Annotated in this window: 18 protein-coding genes; 9 read left to right on the plus strand and 9 right to left on the minus strand. The window is 64.9% G+C overall.

The window, feature by feature from the left end:
- Positions 1-549: 30S ribosomal protein S2 (locus J1902_RS19350; protein ID WP_242701918.1), on the plus strand; the 549-nt coding region annotated here is incomplete at its 5' end.
- A gap of 643 nt (positions 550-1,192) precedes the next feature.
- On the opposite strand, the gene J1902_RS11355 is transcribed toward J1902_RS19350, so the two are convergent.
- The gene (locus tag J1902_RS11355; protein ID WP_207616370.1) at positions 1,193-2,629 is read right to left on the minus strand and encodes an AAA family ATPase; all 1,437 of its coding nucleotides are present in this window, start codon (positions 2,627-2,629) and stop codon (positions 1,193-1,195) included.
- 301 nt (positions 2,630-2,930) lie between these two features.
- Between J1902_RS11355 and J1902_RS11360 the strand changes: the two genes are divergently transcribed.
- Positions 2,931-3,854: an SMP-30/gluconolactonase/LRE family protein gene (locus J1902_RS11360; protein ID WP_242701919.1), complete on the plus strand. Its 924-nt coding sequence runs from the start codon at positions 2,931-2,933 to the stop codon at positions 3,852-3,854.
- 24 nt (positions 3,855-3,878) lie between these two features.
- Here the strand turns inward: J1902_RS11360 and J1902_RS11365 are convergent, their stop codons facing one another.
- The 3 genes from J1902_RS11365 to J1902_RS11375 are packed head-to-tail and all read right to left on the minus strand — an operon-like array spanning position 3,879 to position 7,333.
- On the minus strand, positions 3,879-4,682 hold the full coding sequence (locus J1902_RS11365) for an enoyl-CoA hydratase/isomerase family protein (RefSeq protein ID WP_207616371.1): 804 nt from the start codon (positions 4,680-4,682) through the stop codon (positions 3,879-3,881).
- Positions 4,679-5,911, minus strand: a complete 1,233-nt coding sequence (locus J1902_RS11370) for a CaiB/BaiF CoA transferase family protein (protein ID WP_207616372.1) — start codon at positions 5,909-5,911, stop codon at positions 4,679-4,681. Before J1902_RS11370 ends, J1902_RS11365 begins: the two co-directional genes overlap by 4 nt.
- A 36-nt stretch (positions 5,912-5,947) precedes the next feature.
- Complete coding sequence (locus J1902_RS11375) at positions 5,948-7,333, minus strand: SLC13 family permease (RefSeq protein ID WP_207616373.1); 1,386 nt, start codon at positions 7,331-7,333, stop codon at positions 5,948-5,950.
- Between the two features lie 122 nt (positions 7,334-7,455).
- On the opposite strand from J1902_RS11375, the gene J1902_RS11380 reads away from it, so the two are divergent.
- Together J1902_RS11380 and J1902_RS11385 are read left to right on the plus strand one after the other, a co-directional pair.
- Positions 7,456-8,220 (plus strand): IclR family transcriptional regulator, encoded by a 765-nt coding sequence (locus J1902_RS11380; RefSeq protein WP_207616374.1) that lies wholly within the window; start codon positions 7,456-7,458, stop codon positions 8,218-8,220.
- 138 nt (positions 8,221-8,358) lie between these two features.
- Complete coding sequence (locus J1902_RS11385; protein ID WP_207616375.1) at positions 8,359-9,165, plus strand: DUF2637 domain-containing protein; 807 nt, start codon at positions 8,359-8,361, stop codon at positions 9,163-9,165.
- 24 nt (positions 9,166-9,189) lie between these two features.
- Here J1902_RS11385 and J1902_RS11390 read toward each other — a convergent pair whose 3' ends face one another.
- Complete coding sequence (locus tag J1902_RS11390; protein ID WP_207616376.1) at positions 9,190-9,831, minus strand: NADPH-dependent F420 reductase; 642 nt, start codon at positions 9,829-9,831, stop codon at positions 9,190-9,192.
- Positions 9,832-9,961: 130 nt separating this feature from the next.
- On the opposite strand from J1902_RS11390, the gene J1902_RS11395 reads away from it, so the two are divergent.
- A complete protein-coding gene (locus tag J1902_RS11395) occupies positions 9,962-10,561 on the plus strand; it encodes a DnaJ family domain-containing protein (RefSeq protein ID WP_307794433.1) in 600 nt (199 codons plus the stop codon).
- A 116-nt stretch (positions 10,562-10,677) separates the two neighbouring features.
- Here J1902_RS11395 and J1902_RS11400 read toward each other — a convergent pair whose 3' ends face one another.
- Entirely contained in the window at positions 10,678-12,018 is a 1,341-nt protein-coding gene (locus J1902_RS11400; protein WP_207616378.1) for an ammonium transporter, read from the minus strand.
- Between the two features lie 448 nt (positions 12,019-12,466).
- On the opposite strand from J1902_RS11400, the gene J1902_RS11405 reads away from it, so the two are divergent.
- The 4 genes from J1902_RS11405 to J1902_RS11420 all read left to right on the plus strand — a co-directional run bounded on the left by J1902_RS11405 (position 12,467) and on the right by J1902_RS11420 (position 17,593).
- Positions 12,467-14,218 carry an ABC transporter ATP-binding protein gene (locus tag J1902_RS11405; RefSeq protein WP_207616379.1) on the plus strand — a complete coding sequence of 584 codons (1,752 nt, stop codon included), beginning with the start codon at positions 12,467-12,469 and terminating at the stop codon, positions 14,216-14,218.
- A gap of 107 nt (positions 14,219-14,325) precedes the next feature.
- On the plus strand, positions 14,326-16,272 hold the full coding sequence (locus tag J1902_RS11410; RefSeq protein ID WP_307794437.1) for an ABC transporter ATP-binding protein: 1,947 nt from the start codon (positions 14,326-14,328) through the stop codon (positions 16,270-16,272).
- A gap of 173 nt (positions 16,273-16,445) precedes the next feature.
- A complete protein-coding gene (locus tag J1902_RS11415) occupies positions 16,446-17,018 on the plus strand; it encodes a hypothetical protein (protein WP_207616380.1) in 573 nt (190 codons plus the stop codon).
- A 101-nt stretch (positions 17,019-17,119) separates the two neighbouring features.
- Positions 17,120-17,593 carry an SRPBCC family protein gene (locus J1902_RS11420; RefSeq protein WP_207616381.1) on the plus strand — a complete coding sequence of 158 codons (474 nt, stop codon included), beginning with the start codon at positions 17,120-17,122 and terminating at the stop codon, positions 17,591-17,593.
- Between the two features lie 63 nt (positions 17,594-17,656).
- Here the strand turns inward: J1902_RS11420 and J1902_RS11425 are convergent, their stop codons facing one another.
- From J1902_RS11425 to J1902_RS11435, 3 genes are all read right to left on the minus strand, one after another.
- Entirely contained in the window at positions 17,657-19,219 is a 1,563-nt protein-coding gene (locus J1902_RS11425; protein ID WP_207616382.1) for an APC family permease, read from the minus strand.
- 119 nt (positions 19,220-19,338) lie between these two features.
- Complete coding sequence (locus J1902_RS11430) at positions 19,339-20,979, minus strand: GMC family oxidoreductase (RefSeq protein ID WP_207616383.1); 1,641 nt, start codon at positions 20,977-20,979, stop codon at positions 19,339-19,341.
- Entirely contained in the window at positions 20,980-22,518 is a 1,539-nt protein-coding gene (locus J1902_RS11435; protein ID WP_207616384.1) for an aldehyde dehydrogenase family protein, read from the minus strand. It lies immediately after the preceding gene.
- Between the last annotated feature and the right edge of the window lie 62 nt (positions 22,519-22,580).

The following is a 22,580-nucleotide window of genomic DNA, read 5'->3' on the forward strand; positions in this document are numbered from 1 at the left end:
ACCAACTGCGACCCCGACGAAGTTGACTTCCCGATCCCGGGCAACGACGACGCCATCGGCTCCGTCTACCTGCTGACCCGCGTTGTTGCCGACGCCGTTGCCGAGGGCCTCATTGCCCGCAACCAGCGCGCAACCGGCACCACGGAAGCTCCGGAAGAGCCGGTGGCCGAGTGGGAGCGCGAGCTCCTCGAAGGCAGCAAGGCAGCACGGTTTGTCTCGTCTGAATCGAGTCCAAGGTTTAGCTTTACGCTGGCGTCAACTATCCTCCCCTTGGACCGGCCAGTTCTTGCATTTCTCGAGGGGGACCTGGGCCTCAAATTCAGGAATTTATGGAATAAAGAGGAGTGGGTTATCGGTGCCAGAGTACTCAGCCACGACGAATACGGCACTGTATTGATGCGGGCCGTGCGCGCAGGTGAATCCAAGTTGGGAATGGAGATAGAAATTGTTTGGACCACTCCAACCGAACCGACCGACTTAATCTCACAATACCTACTGGAAGTTCCTGCCCACGTAGAAAAATTGGAAGTTGCCCACCAGGGCCACTAGCCTCGACGTTGACGCTAATTCAAGGCCGCAACATATCGATCGATTCCCTCTAGGGTGTGCTGCCAACTTGGCAAAGCCGACAATGCCTCAAGATCCAATTGATCAAGTAGAATGCGTCGGTGGGCGCTAAATTTTCCGGCGGTTTTTTGCCGTCTTCGCCCAGTTTCTTGGCTGGCCAAAAGTATCGCCTCCTGAAGGAGTTTCTTTGGATCCCTGACATCCTCAATATGCTTCGGCGCAGGTAGTCGTAGATCAACCCCGGAGCTTGGCTTGCCAGCCACCCTTCGAATTGCTGCATGATTTAGAAGCGCCCATGCTTCAGTCATGGTTCGGGGGACCAGTGCGATCGTGGGGAATTCTGGTCCGAGTGCGTCCGCGACTGCCGAAGATATTTCTTCTAGTCGAGTTGAAGGTGCTTGATTGTCACAATCTCGGTGAATTACCAAGAACTCGAAGCCGGAGAAGAGTTTTTGCGCAGCCTGGATCTTTGCCGAGATGCTCTTACCAGCAGCTCCCAGTCGATCCGCGCCCAAGCTTCGTATATCGGCGTCTATGCCCCTCACGCCAAAGGCATCTGAAACGAGCCTGGCGAGGGGGTCATCAGAGGATCCCTCGCCAATGAACAAGCCCTGGGATCTTGGCATCATTTGAGGCCCGCAAATAGGTCGTCGGGCAGGGAAAGCTGAGCTCCGTGGGGAGTGGTCAAGTATGGGATGAGGTCACCCTTTTCGAACGATGGCTCATTAATCTCAGAACGCCATGAGCCCTTGTAAGGCAAGCATCTAAGTGCACGCACTGGAGTGCCTTCGTCGGAGCGAGTCCGTCGAACATCGGCCATGATCAGATCCTCCGGCGCGCACAGCTGTATCACGCCGGGTGAGTGCGTGTTTATGATGACCTGGCGGAAAGGATTGCCGTCGCCCGGTGCTTCACTGACATCCACTGCTATGTCTCGCACTAGTTCCACGATTGAGGGAAGATTCGCGGGGTGTATTCCGTTCTCAGGTTCTTCAAGACAAACCACGCCCGTGAACGATGGGTCCTCTAGAAGGACGCAAAGGGCCAAGAACCTCAGCGTTCCCTCCGACAGGGCCCTTGCCGGAAGGCGAAGCCCGCCGCGTTCTGTCATGAACAGGGTAAAGACTTCGCGAACAGGATCGAGTTCAACCTCGATCCTGTCAACGTCGATCCCTATGAGCTCGGACAGCCTCGTCGCAACCTGGGCATAGAGGTCATCGGCACTTCGACCACCGATGATCGACTCTGCGTCAGCGGCGATCCTGTACAGTGTCGCGGCTAGGTAGTTGCCATCTGAGGCCAGGTGCTTGGAATCGTTGAAGCTATTGGGTTTCCTCAGTGAAGATGGCTCAAGGGCTAGTTGCTGCCAGCTCTCCATTTCTCGGCGGGCAGCAAGAATGGTGGGATAGTCTTTGACATTCACAGTGCTGAGAATGGTGCGGCCTGTTTTTTGTGCTGCTCGAGGGGATGGTTTGCCTGAGCTGCCGCCATCTCCATGCATATTGATAACCGTGACGCCGTCCTTTTCGGCTGTGGACAGAAACAGACCGGCGCGTCGCTCGTTGGTTACGACGCTGTCGCGGAATTCCTTTGCAGAGTGTGGAAATCGCAGATGCTTCTTCGCCTCGCCCTTATTAATATGCGATAGCTGCTCGTGTCTCAGGATTAGTCGGCCAACGCCAGCGGGGCCATGAGGCTCCTCATACCCGAGTCCCAGTTCGTACCTCAAGAATGTGGTCTTAACCTCAGTGATAGCACCAAGGTCGTCCTCGACTACTCCAGGAACGATCATTTCGACGGCAAAATTCATCTCTCTCTGAGTCGCGGAGAATCCGTTCCAGAAGAGCTCGCGGGGATCTGCTGAGCGCGTTTCGGCGGACCCTCGAATCAGTTGACATGCTTCGTGAAGAGGTCTGCGTGCGGCATGGGCAAGGAACATTATCGCGTCGAAGATATTCGATTTTCCGATGCCATTGGGACCTGCTATGCAGGTGAAGGATCCGAACTCTAGCGTGACGTCCTGAAGATTCTTGAACCCCTGAACTTCGATTCTGGTCAGCAAATCAGGCCTTTCCTGCGAACGACGGACAATCGTGCCGAGTATCGACAGCAGTCTGTCGTTGCCTTCCAGTCTAGGCGGTTCGAGCCGCGAAGCTCGTGTAGTCGAGGCATGGCAGTCGCATCAGGTTGCTAGAGGCTGACAGTTTGCGTGTGGCGCGATGCTTGAATGTTCGCGATGACAAGGGTCGCTTCGTTTTCAGGGAGCCGAAAGTCCGGAGTCCTGCGCATGTCCTGTATATGGCATCGCTGTTACCGCTCGCATGTGCCCGCAGCAACCGGTCGGCCCTTCTGCGAAGAGTCAGTTGTCCCCATCGCCCTCTGGCAACCATCCCCACACCTGCCTAAACTGGCAGGACAATCGTGCGGAGCTCCTGGTCATCCCCGCGCCACTCGCCAGCGCCAAGCCGCCCGCTGCGCCGTCGGTCATTGAGCTGACAGGCGCTTCTTCCGCCGAAGGGATCGCCGCCGGACGTGGAAGCACGTTTTTCGCCGGCGACCTGGCCCTCGGCGACATCCGCGAAGGCACCGCCCAACTGTTCATCGACGCCCCGGCCGGCAGAGCCGCCGTCGGGATGACAACGGACCTGCGCAACAGCCTGCTGTTCGTCGCTGGCGGCGGCACGGGCCAGGGCTACGTCTACAACACGGACACCGGAGCCGCCGTGGCCGAGTACCAGCTGACCACGCTGGGAGGCTTCATCAACGATGTCACCCTGGCCCGGGACGGCGCGTGGTTCACCAACTCAAACCGCGGCGAACTGTACTTCGTGCCGGTCGGGCACCACGGCGAGCTGGGCGACGTCGAGACCCTCACCCTGAGCGGTCCGGCGGCGGACACCTCCTCCGCGTTCAACCTCAACGGCATCGCTGCAGCCGCCGGCGGCAGGATGCTCATCGTCGCGCATTCGGGCAACGGCGCGCTCTACACGGTCAACCCCGCCACCGGCGCGAGCGCGGCCATCGCCGGAGTCAGCGTCCCCGCCGTCGACGGCACCACGGTCAAAGGCGACACCCTTTGGGCCGTGCAGAACCAGCTCAATCAGATCAGCCGCGTCAGCCTCGCGTCCGATCTCTCTTCCGGCGTGGTGCAGGGCGTCATCGCGAGCCCCGGCTTCCAGACCCCGACGACGGCGGCCCTGTTGGGCAATACGCTCGCCGTGGTCAACGCGAAGTTCTTCACCCCTGGCGCCACCGATTTCGAGGTGGTTCTGGTACCGGCCCGCTGAGTTGCGTTCCCCGCACTGCTGCCCTCACCCCACCGGCGTCCACGTGAACTGCGGCTGCTCCCGGTTCAGGAACGCGTTGATGCCGATGCCCATGTCCGGGCTGTCCGGCATGGCGGCCCAGGCGTCCGCCCATTCCTGGTCGATGCGCGGGTGGTTCATGTCCGTCAGGTCCACCAGGCGCTTCATGGAATGCATTGAGAAACGTGAGCGGTTCCGGAGCGAGCCGACAACGGCGCTGCAGCGCTCCTCGAACTCATCATCCGGAACGGCCTCCGCAACCAAGCTGAGCGCCTGGGCCTGGGCCGCGGTGAACGCCTGGCCAGTGAGGAGGATGAACTTCGCGTTGGCGTGGCCCACCTGCCGGACGAGCCGCTCGATGCCCGGCCTGGGGTAGATGATGCCGATCTTGGCCGGCGTGATGGCGAACGCGGACCGTTCGCTCGCGATGATGAAATCGCAGGCCGCGGCGATCTGCCAGGCCCCTCCCATGCAGGCCCCGTCCACCAAGGCGACCGTGGGTTTCGTGATGGACGAGATGGCGAGGTCGGCCCGGCTCAGGTGATCCACGCTGGTGCAATCGTCCTGCCGGTCCAGAAGCACCGAGGACAGCTCGCTGATGGCCGCGCCCGCGCAGAAGGTATCGCCGACGCCGCGCAGCACCACCACGTTGACGTCCGGATCGGCCTCAAGCTTGGGCATCAGCTCCTGGATCTCCAGGCACATGGCCTTGGTCAGGGCGTTCCGCTGGGTGGGGTTGTCGATCTCGACGGTCGCCACGCCATCGCTGACGCTGACGTTGATCCTGGGGTTGCGTTCGGTCTTGCTCATCGCCGTGCTCCTACCGTTGATTCGTTGCTCATGACTTCGTTGTTCATGACCTTGCCGTTGGCCTCGAGCCGCTCGATGTCCTCCTCGGAGAATCCCATCTCCCGCAGCACCCTTGCAGTGTGTTCCCCCAACAGAGGCGGCGGCGACAGGATCTCGCTCGCATCGCCGTCGAGACTCAAGGGCCCCCGCAGGAGCGGCAGAACGGAACCGTCACGGCGCCGGCGCTGCTGGACCAGCCCCAGGGCGGCCACCTGCTCGGACGCCAGGGCCTGCGTGTAGTCGTAGATCGGGCCGCAGGGGATGCCTGCCTGGCTGATCATCGGGACCCACTCCGCCGCCGCCTTCGAGGACAGCGCCGATTCGATGAGCTCCGTCAGCTGGTCCCTGTTCGCTGAACGGTCCGCCGCGGTGAGGAAGCGCGGATCCCCCACAGCCAGCGGGATGCCGAGCAGGCCGCAAAAGGCCCGCCACTGCTTGTCGCTGCCGACGGCGATGTTAACGGGATCCGTGGCCGTGGCGAACATGCCGTAGGGGGCGATGACCGGGTGGTTGTTGCCCTGCGGCGAGGGGGCCTCGCCGAGGCTGAGGGCCTTCTGGCCCTGGAACGCCGAGAGGTTCAGCGCAGTCTCCAGCAGCGACGTCGAGACCCGCCGCACCGGCTCACCGTTGCGCCGCCCCAGCAGCGCCGCCACGATGCCGAACGCGCACACCATCCCGGAGGTGATGTCCACAATCGGGACCCCCACCCGGTAGTTGCTCCCCGGCCCTGCGCCCGTGACGGACATGAGCCCGGACATTCCCTGGATCACCTGGTCCAGCCCGGCGTCGTCCTTGAGCGGTCCGGCGTTGCCGAAGCCGTTGACGGACCCGACGACGAGACCCGGGTTAAGCTCCTCGAGCCGCTCTGCCGTCAGCCCCATTTTGTCCAGGGTGCCGGGCTTGAAGTTCTCCACCAGCACATCGGCGTCGGCGATCATCCTGCCAAGGATTTCGCGGCCTTCGGGGGAGTAGAAGTCGAGGCAGACGGACACCTTGTTCCGGTTCACGGAATCGAAGTACAGGCTGTGCCCGTCCTGGAACGGCGGCCACTGCCGGGCCGTGTCGCCGCCGTTGATGCTTTCGACCTTGATGATCTTGGCGCCCATGTCGGCCAGCAGGGCGGTGCAGTACGGGCCGGCGAGGGCGCGGCTGAGGTCAACCACGGTGATTCCGTGGAGTGGCTTGATCATGGTGGAGTCCTTCATTTGTGAGGCCAGGAGGTGCGCTCAGAAACTGGACGGCAGCACCAGGGCGCCGACCAGAAGGAGCGGGCCGACGACAACCATGGAGAGGCCCCAGCGGGTGAGCAGTTTGGTGATCCGTGGCCGGTCGTCCTCATCGACGGTGGCCACGAAGGTGGCGCCGACAGTGGAGAACGGCGAGACATCCACGATGGAAGAGCACACGCCCAAGGCGGCGATGACTGCCCAGCCGGCGATATCCCCGGACGCGACCAGCGGCAGGGCAAGCGGCACCAGCGCCGCCAGCATTCCGGTGGTCGAGGCGAAGGCCGAGACGAGGCCGCCGATCGCGCAAATTACCAGTGCCGCAATGATGGGGGTCCCGACGCCGCTGGCTGCTTTGCCGAGCAGCGCGACGGCTCCCATGGTCTGAAGCACGCCGACGAACGTAATGATGCCGCCCACCAGCAGGACCGTGGACCAGTCGATCTTGGAGACCGCCGTCTTGCCGGACTTGGGATCGCAGAGCGTGAGGACCGAGGCGAAGGCGAAGCACAGGACGCCGATGTCCGGGCTCGCGCCAAGGAAGGCCATCAGGATGACAGTCAGGACCAGGCCAGCCATGCACAGCACGGTGATGATCTGGTTCCGGTTCATCTTTTCCGCCGCGGCAGGCGGCGTGCGGCGCGGGTCGTCGAGAACCTGGACGCCCTGCGTGACAAGCTGCCGGCTGCGGACGGCGTTGCCTTCGCGCTCAAAGGGGTGCGACGGCGTCGGGCGGTTTGTACTGAAGCGGGGAACATTGCCTCCGAGCCCATCAACGGTGCGGTTGTTCAGCAGCTTGAACCCGCCAAACAGGATGTAGGCGGTGGCCAGGAGGAGCACGTTGGCGGCCAGGGCAACCGTGAAGAGCACCAGTGGATCGAGGTCGATGCCTGCGGCCCGTGCCGTGCCGTACGTGACGATGCCGTAGAGGCTTGTCGGAGCGAATCCGCCCGCGCTGAGGCCTGCGCCGATCGCGATGCCCATGAGCATGCGGTCGATGTTGTACTTCTTCGCCAGCGGCATGCCGATGGGTGCCATGACCAGGCCGGCCAGGGGCGATCCCATCGCCGAGATGCCGACGGTGAGCGCGAAGAACGCCAGGGGAAGGAAGAAGGCCCTGTCCCCGACCTTCGTGATGGCTATGTCGATAATGCGGTCGATGGTGCCGTTGGCCTGGGCAATGGAAAAGAAGTAGGTCACGCCGACCAGCAGGACCAGGATCCCGATGGGGAAGCCGGCCACCACCTTGTCGATGCCCATGCCTGCCATCCACACACCGACGCCGGCCGCTGCGGCAAACATGAGCACACCAATGTGCACCTTGCGCAGGGTCCCGACGACGAACACGCCGACAAAAATGACGAGGGCCGCAATTTGAACACCCATAGGGTCCTTCTCCAATCAAACATCTTCGGTTCACTGGATGAACCATCGGTTCATTTTTGGAATTCGCCTGTAATCTAGATCACGAAAGGTGAGCGGTCAATAGTTGGCGAACAGGAGATTGGATGAGCACGCAAAGCGTCGTCACGGCAATGAGGGTTCTCGAGGCGGTGTCGGACAACCAGCCGGCGGGACTGTCCGAGCTGAGCCGCGAAGTCGACGTCCCCAAGGCCACCGTGCTGCGCATGCTGCGGACGCTCGGCGAACTTGGCTGGGTGGCGCAATCGGGACCGCAGGCCGGGAAATGGGTTCTCACGAACCACGCCTTTGCCGTTGCCAGCCGGGGCAGCAGCGGTTCGCTGATCCGCGACGCGGCCATGGGCCCGATGAACGCCCTGCAGCTGGATACGACGGAGACGGTGCACCTGGCAGTGCCTGATCGCCGGTTCATGGTGGTCATCGAACGGCTGGATACGCCACACGTCCTGCGCGCCTTCCTGCCACTGGGGGCACGCCTGCCCCTGCATGCTTCCGCCAACGGAATCGCCTACCTGGCCGCGGCGGACGAAAGCTATGTTTCCGAGTATCTGGCCGGCCCTTTGGAAGCCGAGACCCCGCAAACCGTGGTCGATCCCAAGGCGCTGCGGAAGGTGATCGCGGAAACCCAGGCACGCGGCTACTCCATCAATGAACAGGGCCTGAGCACCGGCATCACCTCCATTGGCGTCGCCATCCTGGGACCGGGCCAGGTGCCGGCGGGCTCGATCTCGATCTCGGGCCCGTCCAGCCGGATCGTCCCAGCCAAGTTCGAGGAATACGGCGAGGCCGCCGTCGGGACCGCCCGGGAAATCAGCCGGGCGCTGGGAGCCTACTCGGCGAAGGGGTACTGAGGCTCGGCGCCGTTGACGCACAACCAGAGTGTGGAGCAGGCCGGTAAGATCATCCAGTAGTCGCGTTTTGCGTCCGGGTCCCCGGCAGCGCCGTCAGGCGCCCCCACGACGGATGCGTCAGCAGAGAAGCCGGAGAACATGAACACCAGGATCCCCAACGAGCCGCACAAGGCCGTCCTCCTCACTGCGGTGGGCACCACCGTCCTGATCGCCGTCGGCGCCTTCATCCTGTCCTTCGCGGCACTGACCGACCTTGCCCAGCGCTCCGGCATCGACACGCAGCTTGCCTGGATCTGGCCGATCATCGTGGACGGTATGATCGTTGCTTCCACCGTGGCAATCGTCGCGCTCAACGGGCACAGCCGCCGGGCCATGATCTACCCGTGGACCCTGCTCTTCTTCGGCGCGATCGTCTCCACCGCCGCCAACTCGGTCCACGCCATCCTTACTGTGGACACCATCCGTTCCGGCATCCCGCCAGTGGTCTCCGCGCTCGTGGCCGCCATGCCACCGGTTGTACTGCTCGCCATCACCCACCTCACCGTGCACATGTACCAGAAGCGCGCGGAAGTTGCCGAGCTGCATCATGAACAGGCCGCCCAGGAGCAGGCAGAACTGGCACAGGCCGATGTGGAACGGGCAGCCCTCGAAGAGGCCTACTACGCGCCTGAATACATGGCCTCGCACCTCCCGGTACATGTCCCGACGGCTCCGGCTCCGACGTCCCCACCCGCACCTATGGCCACTCCGGTTGCCGCTCCGGCTGCCCAGCCGGAGGCCGACGTCGCGCCTGCCCTGTACGAGGAAATGGTCCAGGCACTCGGCCCCGTGGACACCTCCGCCAGCCCTGAGGCGCCCACTGACGTGACGATGTCGGACGAGGATCTGCGCCAGGAGGACCTGCCTGACGACGACCCCAGGCTCCGCGAACCGGCCAACGCTTAAGCCCAAGCCGTTAGTCAAAGATCCTCAGATGGTCCGCGGTGCCTTGGCCAGGTTTGCAGCGAGCTCGGCCGCGTTCTGGCGAATGACGTAGGCAGGGCGGTCCCGTTCCGCACGCCAGCTCTCGGAGAGCGGGCCCATGTTCACGGTGTCGAAGCCGAACTCGTCATACAGCCTGGTGACCAGCTCCGAAGCCTCCGGATGGTCGCTCGCTGTGGCGAGGGCGCGGCGGTTCGGCGTGCCGGCGGGGGTGCCGTCCGTGGTGATCTCGCGGTAGTTGATGTGGTTGAAGGCCTTCGCCACCTTGGACGTCGGCAGGTGTTCCTGCACCAGCCCGGAGGTGGTAGCCTCGCCGGCGTCGAGGGCAGGGACATGGCCGTCACGCTCCCAGTAGTAGTTGCCGGTGTCGATCACGATCTTGCCCGCGAGCGGTTCGGCCGGGATCCTACCGAGGCTCCTGAACGGGACGGTCACGACGGCGAAATCGCCTGCCGCTGCTGCCTCGGCCGGCGTCGCGGCCCGGGCGCGCGGCCCCAGTTCCGCCGCAAGCGCGGCCAGGGTTTCCGGTCCGCGGGAATTGCTGATCACGACGTCGTAGCCGAGTTCGACCGCTTTCCGGGCAATCTGGCTGCCAATGTGTCCTGCACCGATGATTCCGATGGTTGTCATATCCGGGGCAACACCGGCGCCGGTGGGGATATTTCGCGCGCTACGCCCGGCGACGGCGGACAGGGCACGCCGTTGTGGCGAATACTGGAGGCACAACCACGATTCCGGCAGCCAAGGACGGTGGTCAACGGTGAGCGCAGAGAACAGTGCCTTCAGGCGGAGGCTGGAGCGGGCCGCGGAGGTGCGGACGGTCAGGGCCTCCGGCGGGAACGCCCAGGAAGATGCTGAGCTGCAGGCTGCCGAGGAGGAAACCCGGCAGAAGCGCAAGAAGGTGGACGACGCAGCCCGGGTGGAATACCTCATCCGGGACGCCATGGCCCAGGGGAAGTTCGACAACCTGAAGTACACCGGCAAGCCGATTCCCGGGCTGGGGGAGGCCTACGATCCCGAATGGTGGGTCAAAGGCCTGATCCAGCGCGAGCACCTCAGCGGGCTCGGACCCAAGGCGATTCTTCTGCGCACCGAGGACGCCGAGCTGGACTCGAAGCTCGATGCCCAGTTCTCCGAAAAGCAGGTGCGCGACATCGTGGAGGACTTCAACGCCCGGGTCATCGACGCGCGGCGCCAGCTCCAGGGAGGTCCGCCGGTCATCACCAAGACCCGTGATGTGGGCGTAGAGCTTGAACGCTGGCGTGAACGCCGCGCGGCCGTGGCTGCCGACGTCGGGCCTTCGCCGGAACCGGAAGCGAAGCGCTCCTGGTGGCGTCGGATCTGGACCGGAACGGGCTGACGCGCCGGGGCCGCGGACATTCTGCTGGATCATTCCCGTTGCCACCATCGGATGCCCCCGTCATTGCGGGCATCGAAGGGTGGCACCAGCGGAATGATCCAGCAGAAAGTGCTGGCTTACGCGAAGCTGTCCTGCTTCGCCCGCTCGGCATCAGCCGAGTGGGCGGCGCGGGCATCGCCGGCCCGTCCGGCGGCCGGGGTGTGGTGCTGGAACAGGGCGTGGAAGTGGCCGCGGAGGATCTCGCCGAATTCGTAGGCGGATTCGGCGTGCTCGGAGCGGTCCACGCCGGCCACTTCGTTTTCGTGGCTGACGCGGAAGCCGATGGTCTTGTGGATGGCGAGGGCGATCACGGCGGTTCCGATGCCGGAGACGGCGATGGTGATGAGGACCGCAACGGTCTGGGCGATGAGCTGCTGGAGGCCGCCGCCGTAGAGGAGGCCGCCGCCTTCGCCGTTGACGGGCAGGGCGATGAAGCCCAGGGACAGGGTGCCCACGATGCCGGCACCGAAGTGGACGCCCACTACGTCGAGGGAGTCGTCGTAGCCGAACTTGTATTTCAGGTCCACGAAGATGGCGCAGGCGGCGCCGGCTACCAGGCCCAGGCCCACTGCGGCGAGCGGGCTGATGTTCGCGCACGACGGCGTGATGGCCACGAGGCCGGCGACGACGCCGGACGCTGCACCCAGGGAGGTGGGGTGGCCGTGGCGGATCTTTTCGGTGAGCAGCCAGCTGAGCATGGCCGCGGCCGGGGCCACCAGGGTGTTGACCCAGACCAGGCCGGCCTGCTCGGCGGTGGTGGCGGCGCCGGCGTTGAAGCCGAACCAGCCGAACCACAGGATGGCGGCTCCCAGCATGATGAAGGGGACGTTGTGCGGGCGGTGGCTGGGGTCCTTCTTGAAGCCGTGGCGGTTGCCCAGGATGAGCACCAGGACGAAGGCGGCCACACCGGAGCTGATTTCCACCACGGTGCCGCCGGCGAAGTCGATGACCTGGCCGAAAACGGCGGTGACGGCGCCGCCGGCGCTCATCAGCCCGCCGCCCCAGACCATGAAGGCCAGAGGGCAGTAGACCAGGGTGATCCAGGCGGGGACGAAGAGGACCCAGGCGCCGAACTTGGCACGGTCCGCGATGGCGCCGCTGATCAGGGCGACGGTGACGATGGCGAAGGTGCCACTGAAGCCGACCTTGATGAGCTCGGAGGCCGGAACGTTGGCCAGGCCGAAGCTGGCGAAGGGGTTGCCGAACAGGCCCAGGATGCTCTGGCCGCCTGTCATGGAGTAGCCCCACAGGACCCAGACCACGCCGACGATGCCCGCGGAGACGAAGCTCATCATGATCATGTTGAGCGCAGCCTTGGCCCGCGTCATGCCGCCGTAAAAGAGGCCGAGGCCCGGCGTCATGAACAGCGCGAGCGCCGCGGAGATCATCACCCAGACATTTCCCGCAGTGAGTTCCACAGGGTGTCCCTTCCATTCGAACCAGCCGTGAACGGGCCCGCATGTTCCGGCCCTGTGTCGCCCCCTGATCAATATTCGGTGAGCTTTGTTTCGGGTTCCGAAGAGCCAAGTTGCGGGAAAGTTACAGAAATCCCGGCTTCGTGAACATCGCATGACTGTGATGTTTCGGGGGTGTTAACGGGGGTTCATCCGGTGCGCAGGCCAGCCAAGAGTACGCTGGGGCTCATTGCGCTGTTTGCCGCGCTGGTTCCTGTTCCTGCCGCTGCAACGGCGCTCATTCACATTGAGCTGCCGATCCTGATCATTGGCTGCGCCTGGGCCGCGGCGGGAGCTACGGTCTTGGCCAGGTCTTCGGCGGCAATTTCCCCCTAGTTGCCCTCAGCAACCAGTCGTAGACTGGCCTTCGAATCACTGCGTTTCGAATCACTTCGCGTGAGTGGGAGACCGGATGCTCTGGAAGCTTCTCCTTCAGTACCTGCGGCCGCAGCGGCGGCTGCTGGTCGCCGTCGTGGTTTTCCAGCTGGCGCAGTCCATCGCCTCGCTGTACCTGCCCACGCTCAACGCCGACATCATCGATGAAGGCGTGGCCAAGGGCGATACCGGCTACATCCTGCGGCTGGGCGGCGTCATGCTGCTCATCACCCTGCTGCAGATCGCCTGCGCCATCACGGCCGTGTACTTCGGGGCGAAGGCGGCCATGGCCGTGGGCCGGGACCTGCGCGGTGCGGTCTTCACGCGGGTGGGGGAGTTCTCCGAGCAGGAGGTCACGCGCTTCGGGGCGCCGAGCCTGATCACGCGCTCCACCAACGATGTCCAGCAGGTCCAGCAGCTGGTGCTGATGTCCTGCACCATGATGGTGGCCGCGCCCATGCTCAGCATCGGCGGCGTGATCATGGCCATCCAGCAGGACGTGCAGCTGTCCTGGCTGATCGCGGTCAGCGTGCCGGTGCTGCTGCTTTGCGTCGGGCTGATCGTGGTGCGGATGGTGCCGCTGTTCCGCAAGATGCAGCTCCGGATCGACACCGTGAACCGCGTCCTGCGGGAGCAGCTCGCCGGCATCCGGGTGGTGCGGGCGTTCGTGCGCGAGGACCTGGAGACGGCGCGCTTCGCCCAGGCCAACGGGGACGTCACCGAGATGGCCCTGCGCGCCGGGCGGCTCATGGCGCTCATGTTCCCGGTGGTGATGCTGGTGCTGAACGTCTCCAGCGTGGCCGTGATCTGGTTCGGCTCGTTCCGGATCGAGGACGGCTCCATGCAGGTGGGCACACTGATCGCCTTCCTCAGCTACCTCATGCAGATCCTGATGTCCGTCATGATGGCCACGTTCATGGCCGTGATGATCCCGCGCGCGGCCGTCTCGGCCGACCGGATCGGGGAGGTGCTGGAGACGGAGTCGAGCGTGCGGCCGCCGGAGCACCCGGTCACCAAGTCCGCCGGGCGCGGCGAACTGGAACTGGGCAGCCAGCTGGAACTACAGGATGTCGGGTTCGCCTACCCGGGTGCCGAGCAGCCGGTCCTCTCCGGCATCAGCTTCGAGGCCCGCGCGGGGCAGACGACGGCGATCATCGGCAGCACCGGCGCCGGCAAGACCACGCTGGTGAACCTGTTCCCGCGGCTGTTCGACGCGAGCAGCGGCTCGGTGCGGATCGACGGCGTGGACGTCCGCGAGCTGCACCCGGAACTGCTCTGGGGGCACATCGGCCTGGTGCCGCAGAAGCCCTACCTGTTCTCCGGCACGGTGCGCAGCAACCTCCTCTACGGCAAGCCGGACGCCAGCGAGGACGAACTCTGGGGGGCGCTCGGCATCGCCCAGGCGCGGGACTTCGTCGAGGAGATGGAGGGCGGCCTGGACGCGCCCATCTCACAGGGCGGCACCAACGTCTCCGGCGGGCAACGGCAGCGCCTCGCCATTGCCCGGGCGCTCGTGAAACAGCCCGAGCTCTACATCTTCGACGATTCCTTCTCCTCCCTGGACACCGCCACCGACGCCCGGCTGCGACAGGCCCTCAAACGCAGCACCGCCGGGGCCACCATCGTGATCATCGCGCAGCGCGTCTCCAGCATCGTCGACGCCGATCAGATCCTGGTGCTCGACGACGGCAGGATCGTCGGGCGCGGCACGCACACTGAGCTGTTGGAGACGTCCGAAACGTACCGGGAGATCGTGTCCTCGCAGCTGGCAGCGGAGGACGCGGCGTGAGAGGGCAGCGCCGGCCGCCGTCGGGCGCTGGAGGAAGCGGCGCCGCGGGAGGCGGAGCCGCCCCCGGCGGCACCGCACCTGCCTCGAAAACCGGGACGGCCGACGTCGTGCGCATTCCCCGTCCGGCAGGCGGACCGGGACGAGGCGGACCGTTCGCCGGAATGAACGTTCCGGCCGAGAAGGCCATGAACTTCCTGCCGTCGGCCAAGCGGCTGCTGGGCACCCTGCACCCCGAGCGGCTGTGGCTGACGCTGGTCCTGGTGCTCGCCGTCGCGAGCGTGACGTTCTCAGTGATCGGCCCGCGGCTGCTGGGCGAGGGCACCAACCTGATCTTTGCCGGCGTCGTGTCCAAGGAGCTGCCCGCCGGGGTGGGCAAGGCCGAGGTGATCGCGGGGCTGCGGGCCGCCGGGGAGGGCGCGAGGGCGGACATGCTCAGCGCCATGGACCTGACTCCCGGCGTCGGGATCGACTTCGCGGCGCTGTCCTCTGTGCTGCTGTGGGTGCTGGTGCTGTATGTGCTGGCCTCGGCGTTCGGCTGGGTGCAGGCGTATGTGCTCAACGGCATCGTGCAGCGCACGGTGTATCGGCTGCGGGAGCAGATCGAGGCGAAGATCAACCGCCTCCCCCTGCGGTATTTCGATTCCATCCAGCGCGGTGAGCTGCTCAGCCGGGTGACCAACGACGTCGACAACATCTCGCAGAGCCTGCAGCAGTCCATCAGCCAGGCGGTCACCTCGCTGCTGACGGTGGCGGGCGTGCTGCTGATGATGTTCCTGCTCTCGCCCGTGCTGGCGCTGCTTGCGCTGGTGACCGTTCCGCTGACGCTGGGGATCACGGCGCTGATCGCCAAGCGCTCGCAGAAGCTGTTCGTGGCGCAGTGGAAGAACACGGGGGAGCTTAACGGGCAGATCGAGGAGACGTACACCGGGCACGCCCTGGTGAAGGTGTTCGGGCGGCAGCGCGAGGTGGAGGAGCGGTTCCGGCAGAAGAACGCCGAGCTGTTCGCCGCGAGCTTCGGCGCCCAGTTCATCAGCGGCCTCATCATGCCCGCCATGACGTTCATCGGGAACCTGGTGTACGTGGGGATCGCGGTGGTGGGCGGCCTGCAGGTGGCCTCCGGGGCGATGCAGCTGGGCGACGTGCAGGCCTTCATCCAGTACTCGCGCCAGTTCACCATGCCGCTCGCCCAGCTGGGCTCGATGGCCAACCTGCTGCAGTCCGGCGTCGCGTCCGCGGAACGGGTGTTCGAACTGCTGGACACCCCGGAGGAGTCTGCGGAGCCTTCTCCTTCTCGTGCTCCCGACGGCGGGCGGGGGCGGCTGGTGTTCGAGAACATCTCGTTCTCCTACTCGGCCGAGAAGCCGCTCATTTCTTCTCTGAATCTCGTGGCGGAGCCGGGGCAGACCATCGCGATCGTGGGACCCACCGGGGCGGGCAAGACCACCCTGGTGAACCTGATGATGCGCTTCTACGAGCTCGACGCCGGGCGGATAACGCTCGACGGCCTGGACGTCGCCTCCATGTCGCGGTACGAGCTGCGCTCGCGGATGGGCATGGTGCTGCAGGATACCTGGCTGTTCGGCGGGACCATCCGGGACAACATCGCGTACGGGCGGCCTGACGCGTCCGAGGCGGAGATCCTGGAGGCGGCGCAGGCGACGTACGTGGACCGCTTTGTGCACTCGCTGCCCGAGGGCTACGGCACCGTTTTGGAGGACGAAGGTTCCAACGTTTCGGCCGGCGAGAAGCAGCTGCTCACGATTGCGCGGGCGTTCCTGTCCCGGCCGTCCGTGCTGATCCTGGACGAGGCCACAAGCTCGGTGGACACGCGCACCGAGGTGCTGGTGCAGCAGGCAATGCGGGCTTTGAGGTCAGACCGGACCAGCTTTGTCATTGCGCACCGGCTGTCCACCATCCGCGACGCCGACCTCATCCTGGTGATGGAGTCCGGGCAGATCGTGGAGCAGGGGACGCACGCTTCTTTGCTGGAGGCGGGCGGCGCGTACGCGCGGCTGTACGAGGCCCAGTTCGCGGCGCCGGTGGCGGAGGTTTGAGCGAGGCTGCTGGCGTCTTAGAACGACGGGTTGGGATGAAGCGTAGTCCCCGGCCGGAACAGTCCCGGGCCTGCTTCGCCCTGTATAAAGAGAACAAGCTGATGCCCTGCTCAAAATGCAGTTGCCGCTCGCTGGCCATCCTGTCTGGCTAAAGCCCGAGGAGAAAAGTCTTGGTGGATACCGCAACACCGCGTTCCCTGCTCGAAGTAGCGTCCTTGTCTGCCGCCATCTTTGAGGATCTGGACCAAGCAAAGGGCGGAATCCGCTGGTGGTCGGCTTACGATCTTCCGACTAAGGCCCTGTACGGAATCTCCGATTATCTGCTGGACGTTGTGGATGGGATCGGCACGAACCTAGAAGTCGCTGATTCTTTCCTGCAGGAATATTCCGAGACGCGATATTCGGCTGACTTCCTGTTGCGGGGTCGCATGCGGACAAATGGAGGAAGCCCCGTAAGCCGCGATTCGAGGCAACGGAAAATGGACGAGGCTACCGATCTGAAACTGAAGTCTTATCTCTACGGATTTTTCAGCGCTGCTAGCTCTGTCCTGGACACTCTGGCGGGGACCATCGTGGGGGTGGGCGGCCTGGGAACACCCATTGTCAAGGCCGACTTTGGCCGATTGTTCGCACCAGACATCAACAATTCCGATTACCCGTCCGGAAGGACGCGACTTGCTAAGTCCCTTCACTCCGGTCCCGATGACGTCGACGTCCGGGGATTCCGAAGGTCTGGACACGGGTAGCCGCCGGACTTATCGTGCAGAGGTGGCGGCTGCCTGACTTGCAGAATGGCAAGCGCTGCCGGTCCGTTGTTGCGGCCGTCCGTCATGACAGGAGGAAGCAGATGGAACACGTTGAAGAGACCGTTGAAGTCGCAGTTCCGGTGCGGACCGCGTACAACCAGTGGACCCAGTTCGAATCCTTTCCGCAGTTCATGTCCGGTGTGGAATCAGTAACCCAGCTGACTGACACCACCAACCACTGGGTTACCAAGGTGGGTGGCGTCCAGTGGGAATTCGATACCGAAATAGTTGACCAGGAGCCTGACGACCGGATCGCCTGGCGCAGCACCGACGGAAAGTCGCATGCCGGCATCATCAGGTTCACACCGCTGGATGCCAATCACACGAAGGTCAGAGTCCATTTCGAATGGGCGCCGGAAACCGTCACTGAAAAGGCAGGCGCGGCGCTGAAGATCGACGAGATGCAGGTCAAGGCCGACATGCGGAAGTTCAAGGACTTCATCGAATCGCGCGGTACCGAAACCGGCGCCTGGCGTGGTGAAGTCAAGGACAGCGGCCCGACCGGGCAGTTCTAGAAGTGCAAAGGCCGACGGCGGCGCTCAGGTGAGTGCCGTCGTCGACCTTTTCCGTTGGTGTTACTACGCTTCCGACCCGGGCACCAGCGCATCCTCCGCGGCTTCGTGCTGCGCTCCGCCCGATGACGGATGTGCTGCGACTGCCGCGGCGTGCTCGGCCAGCACCCCGGTCTGGTGGCGGATCTTCAGGCGGTAGAGCAGGGCCCCGCCAATGATCACGGCGGCCACGAAGATCACCCCGCCCCACTGCAGGTACCACTCGAACGGCGGCACGGAGTTGTAGATCTCCGGCCGGGGCCAGACCAGATTCACCGTCATGGCCCCGCCCCACAGGACCGCCAGGATGTTCACGGGCAGCCCCCATTTGCCCATGCTGAAGCCGGGCTCGGAGCCGTCTGCGGCCAGCGGCCACTGCTTCAGGAACCGCTTGCGCAGCAGGGGAACCGTGACCAGGAGGTAGGACAGGTAGATCAGGACGATGCTGATGCTGGACAGGATGGTGAAAATTGCTGGCTGCATAACGTTGACCAGCAGCGGGATGACGGCCATGACACCGATCACGATCGCCGCGACCTTGGGGGTCCTGCGGACCGGATCCACCTTGCTGAGCTGCCGGCTGAACGGCAGGTTGTTGTCCCGGGCCATGGCGAACATCATGCGGATGGCGGCGGCGTGGACAGCCAGGGTGCAGACCACAACGGCCACCACGATGCATGCCAGGAAGGCCTTGCCGAAAGGTCCGCCGAGGACGGAGAGCACGATGTACTGGAGCCCGCCGTCGGCTGCTCCCACTTGAGGGTCGGCCAGGTCCGGTGCGGCGAGGATGCCGAAGAGCAGGATCAGCCCGCCCAGCACGAACGAGGCCGTGACGGCGCGCAGGATGGCCTTGGGCGCGGTGCGCTTGGGGTCCTTGGTTTCCTCGCCGAGGGAGCTGGCGGTGTCGAAGCCGTACATGACGTAGCCCGAAGCCATGGCGCCGATGAGGAAGACGCCGAAGAAGCCGAGGTCGTGCCCTTCGCCGAAGCCGGCAGTGTTGAAGAAGACCTCGGGCCCCCGCACCACATGCCAGCCAAGCGCCAGGATCAGCAGCACTGCCGCGCTCAGCTCCACAAAAACGCCGATGCTGTTGATCCTGGTCATCAGCTTCACGCCGAACGCGTTGATGAGGGTGGAGATGGTGATCATGATGGTGGCCAGCACCACGCCGTTCATGGCGAAGTCGTAGGGGCCGGTGCCGTCACCGACAAGCTGGAATCCGGACCACAGCTGCGGCAGGGTGAGCTGCAGGGCCAGTGCCACTGACGCCAGCGCCATGATCGAGGACAGCATCAGCAGCCAGCCGGCCAGCCAGGACGAGGTCCCCGACGAGAGCCGCTTGGCCCAGTTGTAGACCGATCCCGCCACGGGGTAGCGGCCGGCCAGCTCGGCGAAACAGAGCGCCACCATCAGCTGGCCGACGAAGACGATGGGCCAGGACCAGGCATACGCCGGGCCGGCCATGGAAAAACCAAAGTAGAACAGTTGGAAGACGCCGGTGAGGATGGAGATGTAGCTCACGCCTGCGGCGAAGCTGGCAAATTTGCCGATGCTCCGGTCCAGGGTCTGGGTGTAGCCAAATTCATCCATGCCGCTTGAATCAATACTCTTGCTGGGTTCCAAAATGTGAACTCCTAAGTCAGAAAAGTACGACGATGCAACCCGCGGCGCCATTGGCCGCGGGATCAATAGCCTCCGGAACTTGCCTCTCAGGCGAAGGACGGGCTGAGCTCCACCTCTTTCCTTACAGCGCCACCGGTGTAGCCGGCGCGGATGAGATCGGCACAGCGCTCGCCGATCATCATGACGGTGATGTTGGGGTTGACGGTGACGTGCTCAGGCATCACGGAGGCATCCGCCACGCGCAGGCCCGTGACGCCCTTGACCCGAAGCTCGGGATCCAACGGTGACATCCCGTCGTCGGCCGGACCCATCCGGACCGTGCCCACCGGGTGGTACACGGTGTTGTGGGTCTTGCGGATATATTCCCGCAGCTCCTCGTCCGTCTGCGCCTCGACGCCGGGCGATAGCTCGCGGCCGGTCCATTCGGCCATCGCGGGCTGGGCGGCGATTTCGCGGGCCTTGCGGATACCGGCCACCATGACCCGCATGTCGTGGCCTTCGGGATCCGTGAAATAGCGCGGATCCACCATGGGCTTGTCGCGGAAATCGCGGCTGCGCAGCCTGACGGTGCCTCGGGAGCGGGCGTGCGTGACGTTCGGGGTGAGGCTGAAGCCGTTCTCCGTGGTGGGGTAGCCGTGCCGCAGGGTGTTCATGTCGAACGGGACGGATCCGTAGTGCATCATCAGGTCCGGGCGGTCCAGGCCGTCCTCGGTGGGGGTGAAGATGCCGATCTCCCACCACTGGGTGGACGTTTGCACCATGGGCTGCTTGGCCTCGAACTGGACCACGCCTTCGGGGTGGTCCTGCAGGTTCTCGCCCACGCCGGGGGAGTCCGCCAGCACCTCGATGCCGTGCGCGGCGAGGTGGGCTGCAGGGCCGATGCCGGAGAGCATCAGCAGCTTGGGGGAGTCGATGGCACCGGTGGACAGGATTACCTCGCGGTGCGCGGAGAGCCGGTGGGTCCGGCCGAACGCGGAGTCCACCACGTCCACGCCGGTGCAGCGCTTGTCCGCGTCGAACACCAGCTGGCGGGCGCGGAGGCCTGTGAGCAGGGTGAAGTTGTCGCGGTCGATAATGGGGTGGATATAGGAGACCGAACTGGAGGCGCGGGTGCCGTCCGCGCGGCGGTTGATCTGGAAGAAGTTGGCGCCGTTGATCACAGTGGTGCCGGAGTTGAACTTCGCACGGGGAATGCCCGCCTGCTCGCAGGCGTCCAGGAGTGCGACGCCGGCAGGGTCCACCGGGGGCACGTTCATCAGGTGCACGGGTCCTGAGTCCCCGTGGTGGGGCGCGTCCGGGCAGGCGTCCTCGTTGGTTTCCAGCCGCTGGTAGAGCGGCCAGGCAGCGTCGGCGTTCCAGCCGGTGGCGCCGTACTTGGACTCCCACTCATCCAGGTCTTCACGGGGAGCCCAGAACGCGATACACGAGTTGTGGCTGGAGCAGCCGCCCATCACCTTGGCGCGCGCGTGGCGCATGAAAGAGTTGCCGTTTTCCTGCGGTTCCACCGGGTAGTCCCAGTCGTAGCCGGATTCGAGCAGCTCCATCCAGCGGTCCAGCTGCAGGATTTCGGGCAGGTTGCGGTCATCCGGGCCGGCCTCCACGAGGGCCACGGTCACGTCCAGATCCTCGCTCAGCCGGGCGGCGACGGCGGCACCCGCGGATCCCCCGCCGATGACGACGTAGTCGAACCCGCGCTCGGTGACATCGTCGATGTTGTCGTAGTGCATCTAGTTCTCCTTGCCGTGGTCAGCAAACCAGCCGGTGACCTGCGGGCTGGTGTTCTGGTAGATGTGCTTGGCTTCCTGGTATTCGGCCAGGCCCGTGGGGCCCAGCTCGCGGCCGACGCCGGACTGGCCGAAGCCGCCCCACTCGGCCTGGGGGAGGTAGGGGTGGTAGTCGTTGATCCAGATGGTGCCGTGCCGCAGCCGGGATGCCACGCGCTGCGCCTTGCCGGCATCCTGGGTCCAGACCGCGCCGGCCAGGCCGTAGATGGTGTCGTTGGCGGTGGCCACCGCTTCGTCCTCGGTGCGGAACGTTTCCACCGTCACCACTGGGCCGAACGCCTCGTCGGTGACCACGGACATCCCCCGCTGGACGCGGTCCAGGACGGTCGGCTGGTAGTAGAACCCGCCGTCGTACTTTTCTCCATGCGGCGCCGCACCGCCGGTCCGCAGCCGCGCACCCTCCTGGATGCCGCGCTGGACATAGGCGTTGACTTTGTCCCGGTGGGCCGCGGAAATCAGCGGCCCGGATTCTGCCGCGTCATCGAACGGCCCGCCCAGCCGGATGTCCCGGGCGCGGCGGACCAGCTCGTCCACGAAGCGTTCGGCGATCGATTCCTCCACCACCAGCCGTGCCCCGGCGGAGCAGACCTGCCCGGAGTGGACGAACGCGCCGTTCAGGGCATTGTCGACGGCGGCGTCGAAGTCCGCGTCCGCGAACACCACGTTGGGGTTCTTGCCGCCAAGCTCCAAGGCCACCTTCTTGACAGTTCCGGCGGCGGCTGCCGCGATGCGCTTGCCGGTTTCCAGCCCGCCCGTGAAGGAGACGAGGTCGACGGCGGGGTGTTCCGAGAGCGGTGCGCCCGCCTCCGCGCCGGGTCCGGTCACGAGGTTGGCGACGCCGTCCGGCAGGCCGAGGTCCTGCAGCAGCTGCATGGCCAGGATGGCTGTGGACGGGGTTAGCTCGGAGGGCTTGAGGACGAAGGTGCAGCCGGCGGCCAAGGCGGGCGCGATCTTCCACGCCGCCTGGAGCAGGGGGTAGTTCCACGGGGTGATCAGGCCGCAGACGCCCACGGGTTCGTAGACGATTTTGCTGACGACAGCGGGGTTCCCGGCGTCGACCATGCGGCCCGCCTGCTGCCCGGCGAGCCTGCCGAAGTACTCGAAGCAGGCGGCAATGTCGTCCATGTCGATGCGGCTTTCGACCATGCGCTTGCCGGTGTCCAGCGACTCGGCGCGGGCGAACTTTTCCCGGCGTTCGCGCAGTCCGGCTGCGACCTTGAGCAGGAAGGTGCCGCGCTCGGGTGCCGGGACGGAGGACCAGACGCCGGAGTCGAAGGCTGCACGGGCTGCGGCGATGGCCCGTTCCGCGTCCTCCCGGCCGGCCTCGGAGACGGTGGCCACCAACTCGCCGTCGGCGGGGTTGCGGATTGCGCGCACAGCGCCGGAGGCGGCCGGCTCCCAGGCGCCGTTGATGAACAGGGTGGATGCTGTCCCGGTTGTTGAGGTTCGAATGACGTTATGGGCTGGTGTGGCGTAAGTCATACGAAGGACACTAACGCAGATTGAACGAGTGTTCAATGTTTTTTTGAACACTCGTTCAATGC

Source organism: Arthrobacter cavernae (assembly GCF_017368795.1).
Taxonomy (GTDB): Bacteria; Actinomycetota; Actinomycetes; order Actinomycetales; family Micrococcaceae; genus Arthrobacter; species Arthrobacter cavernae.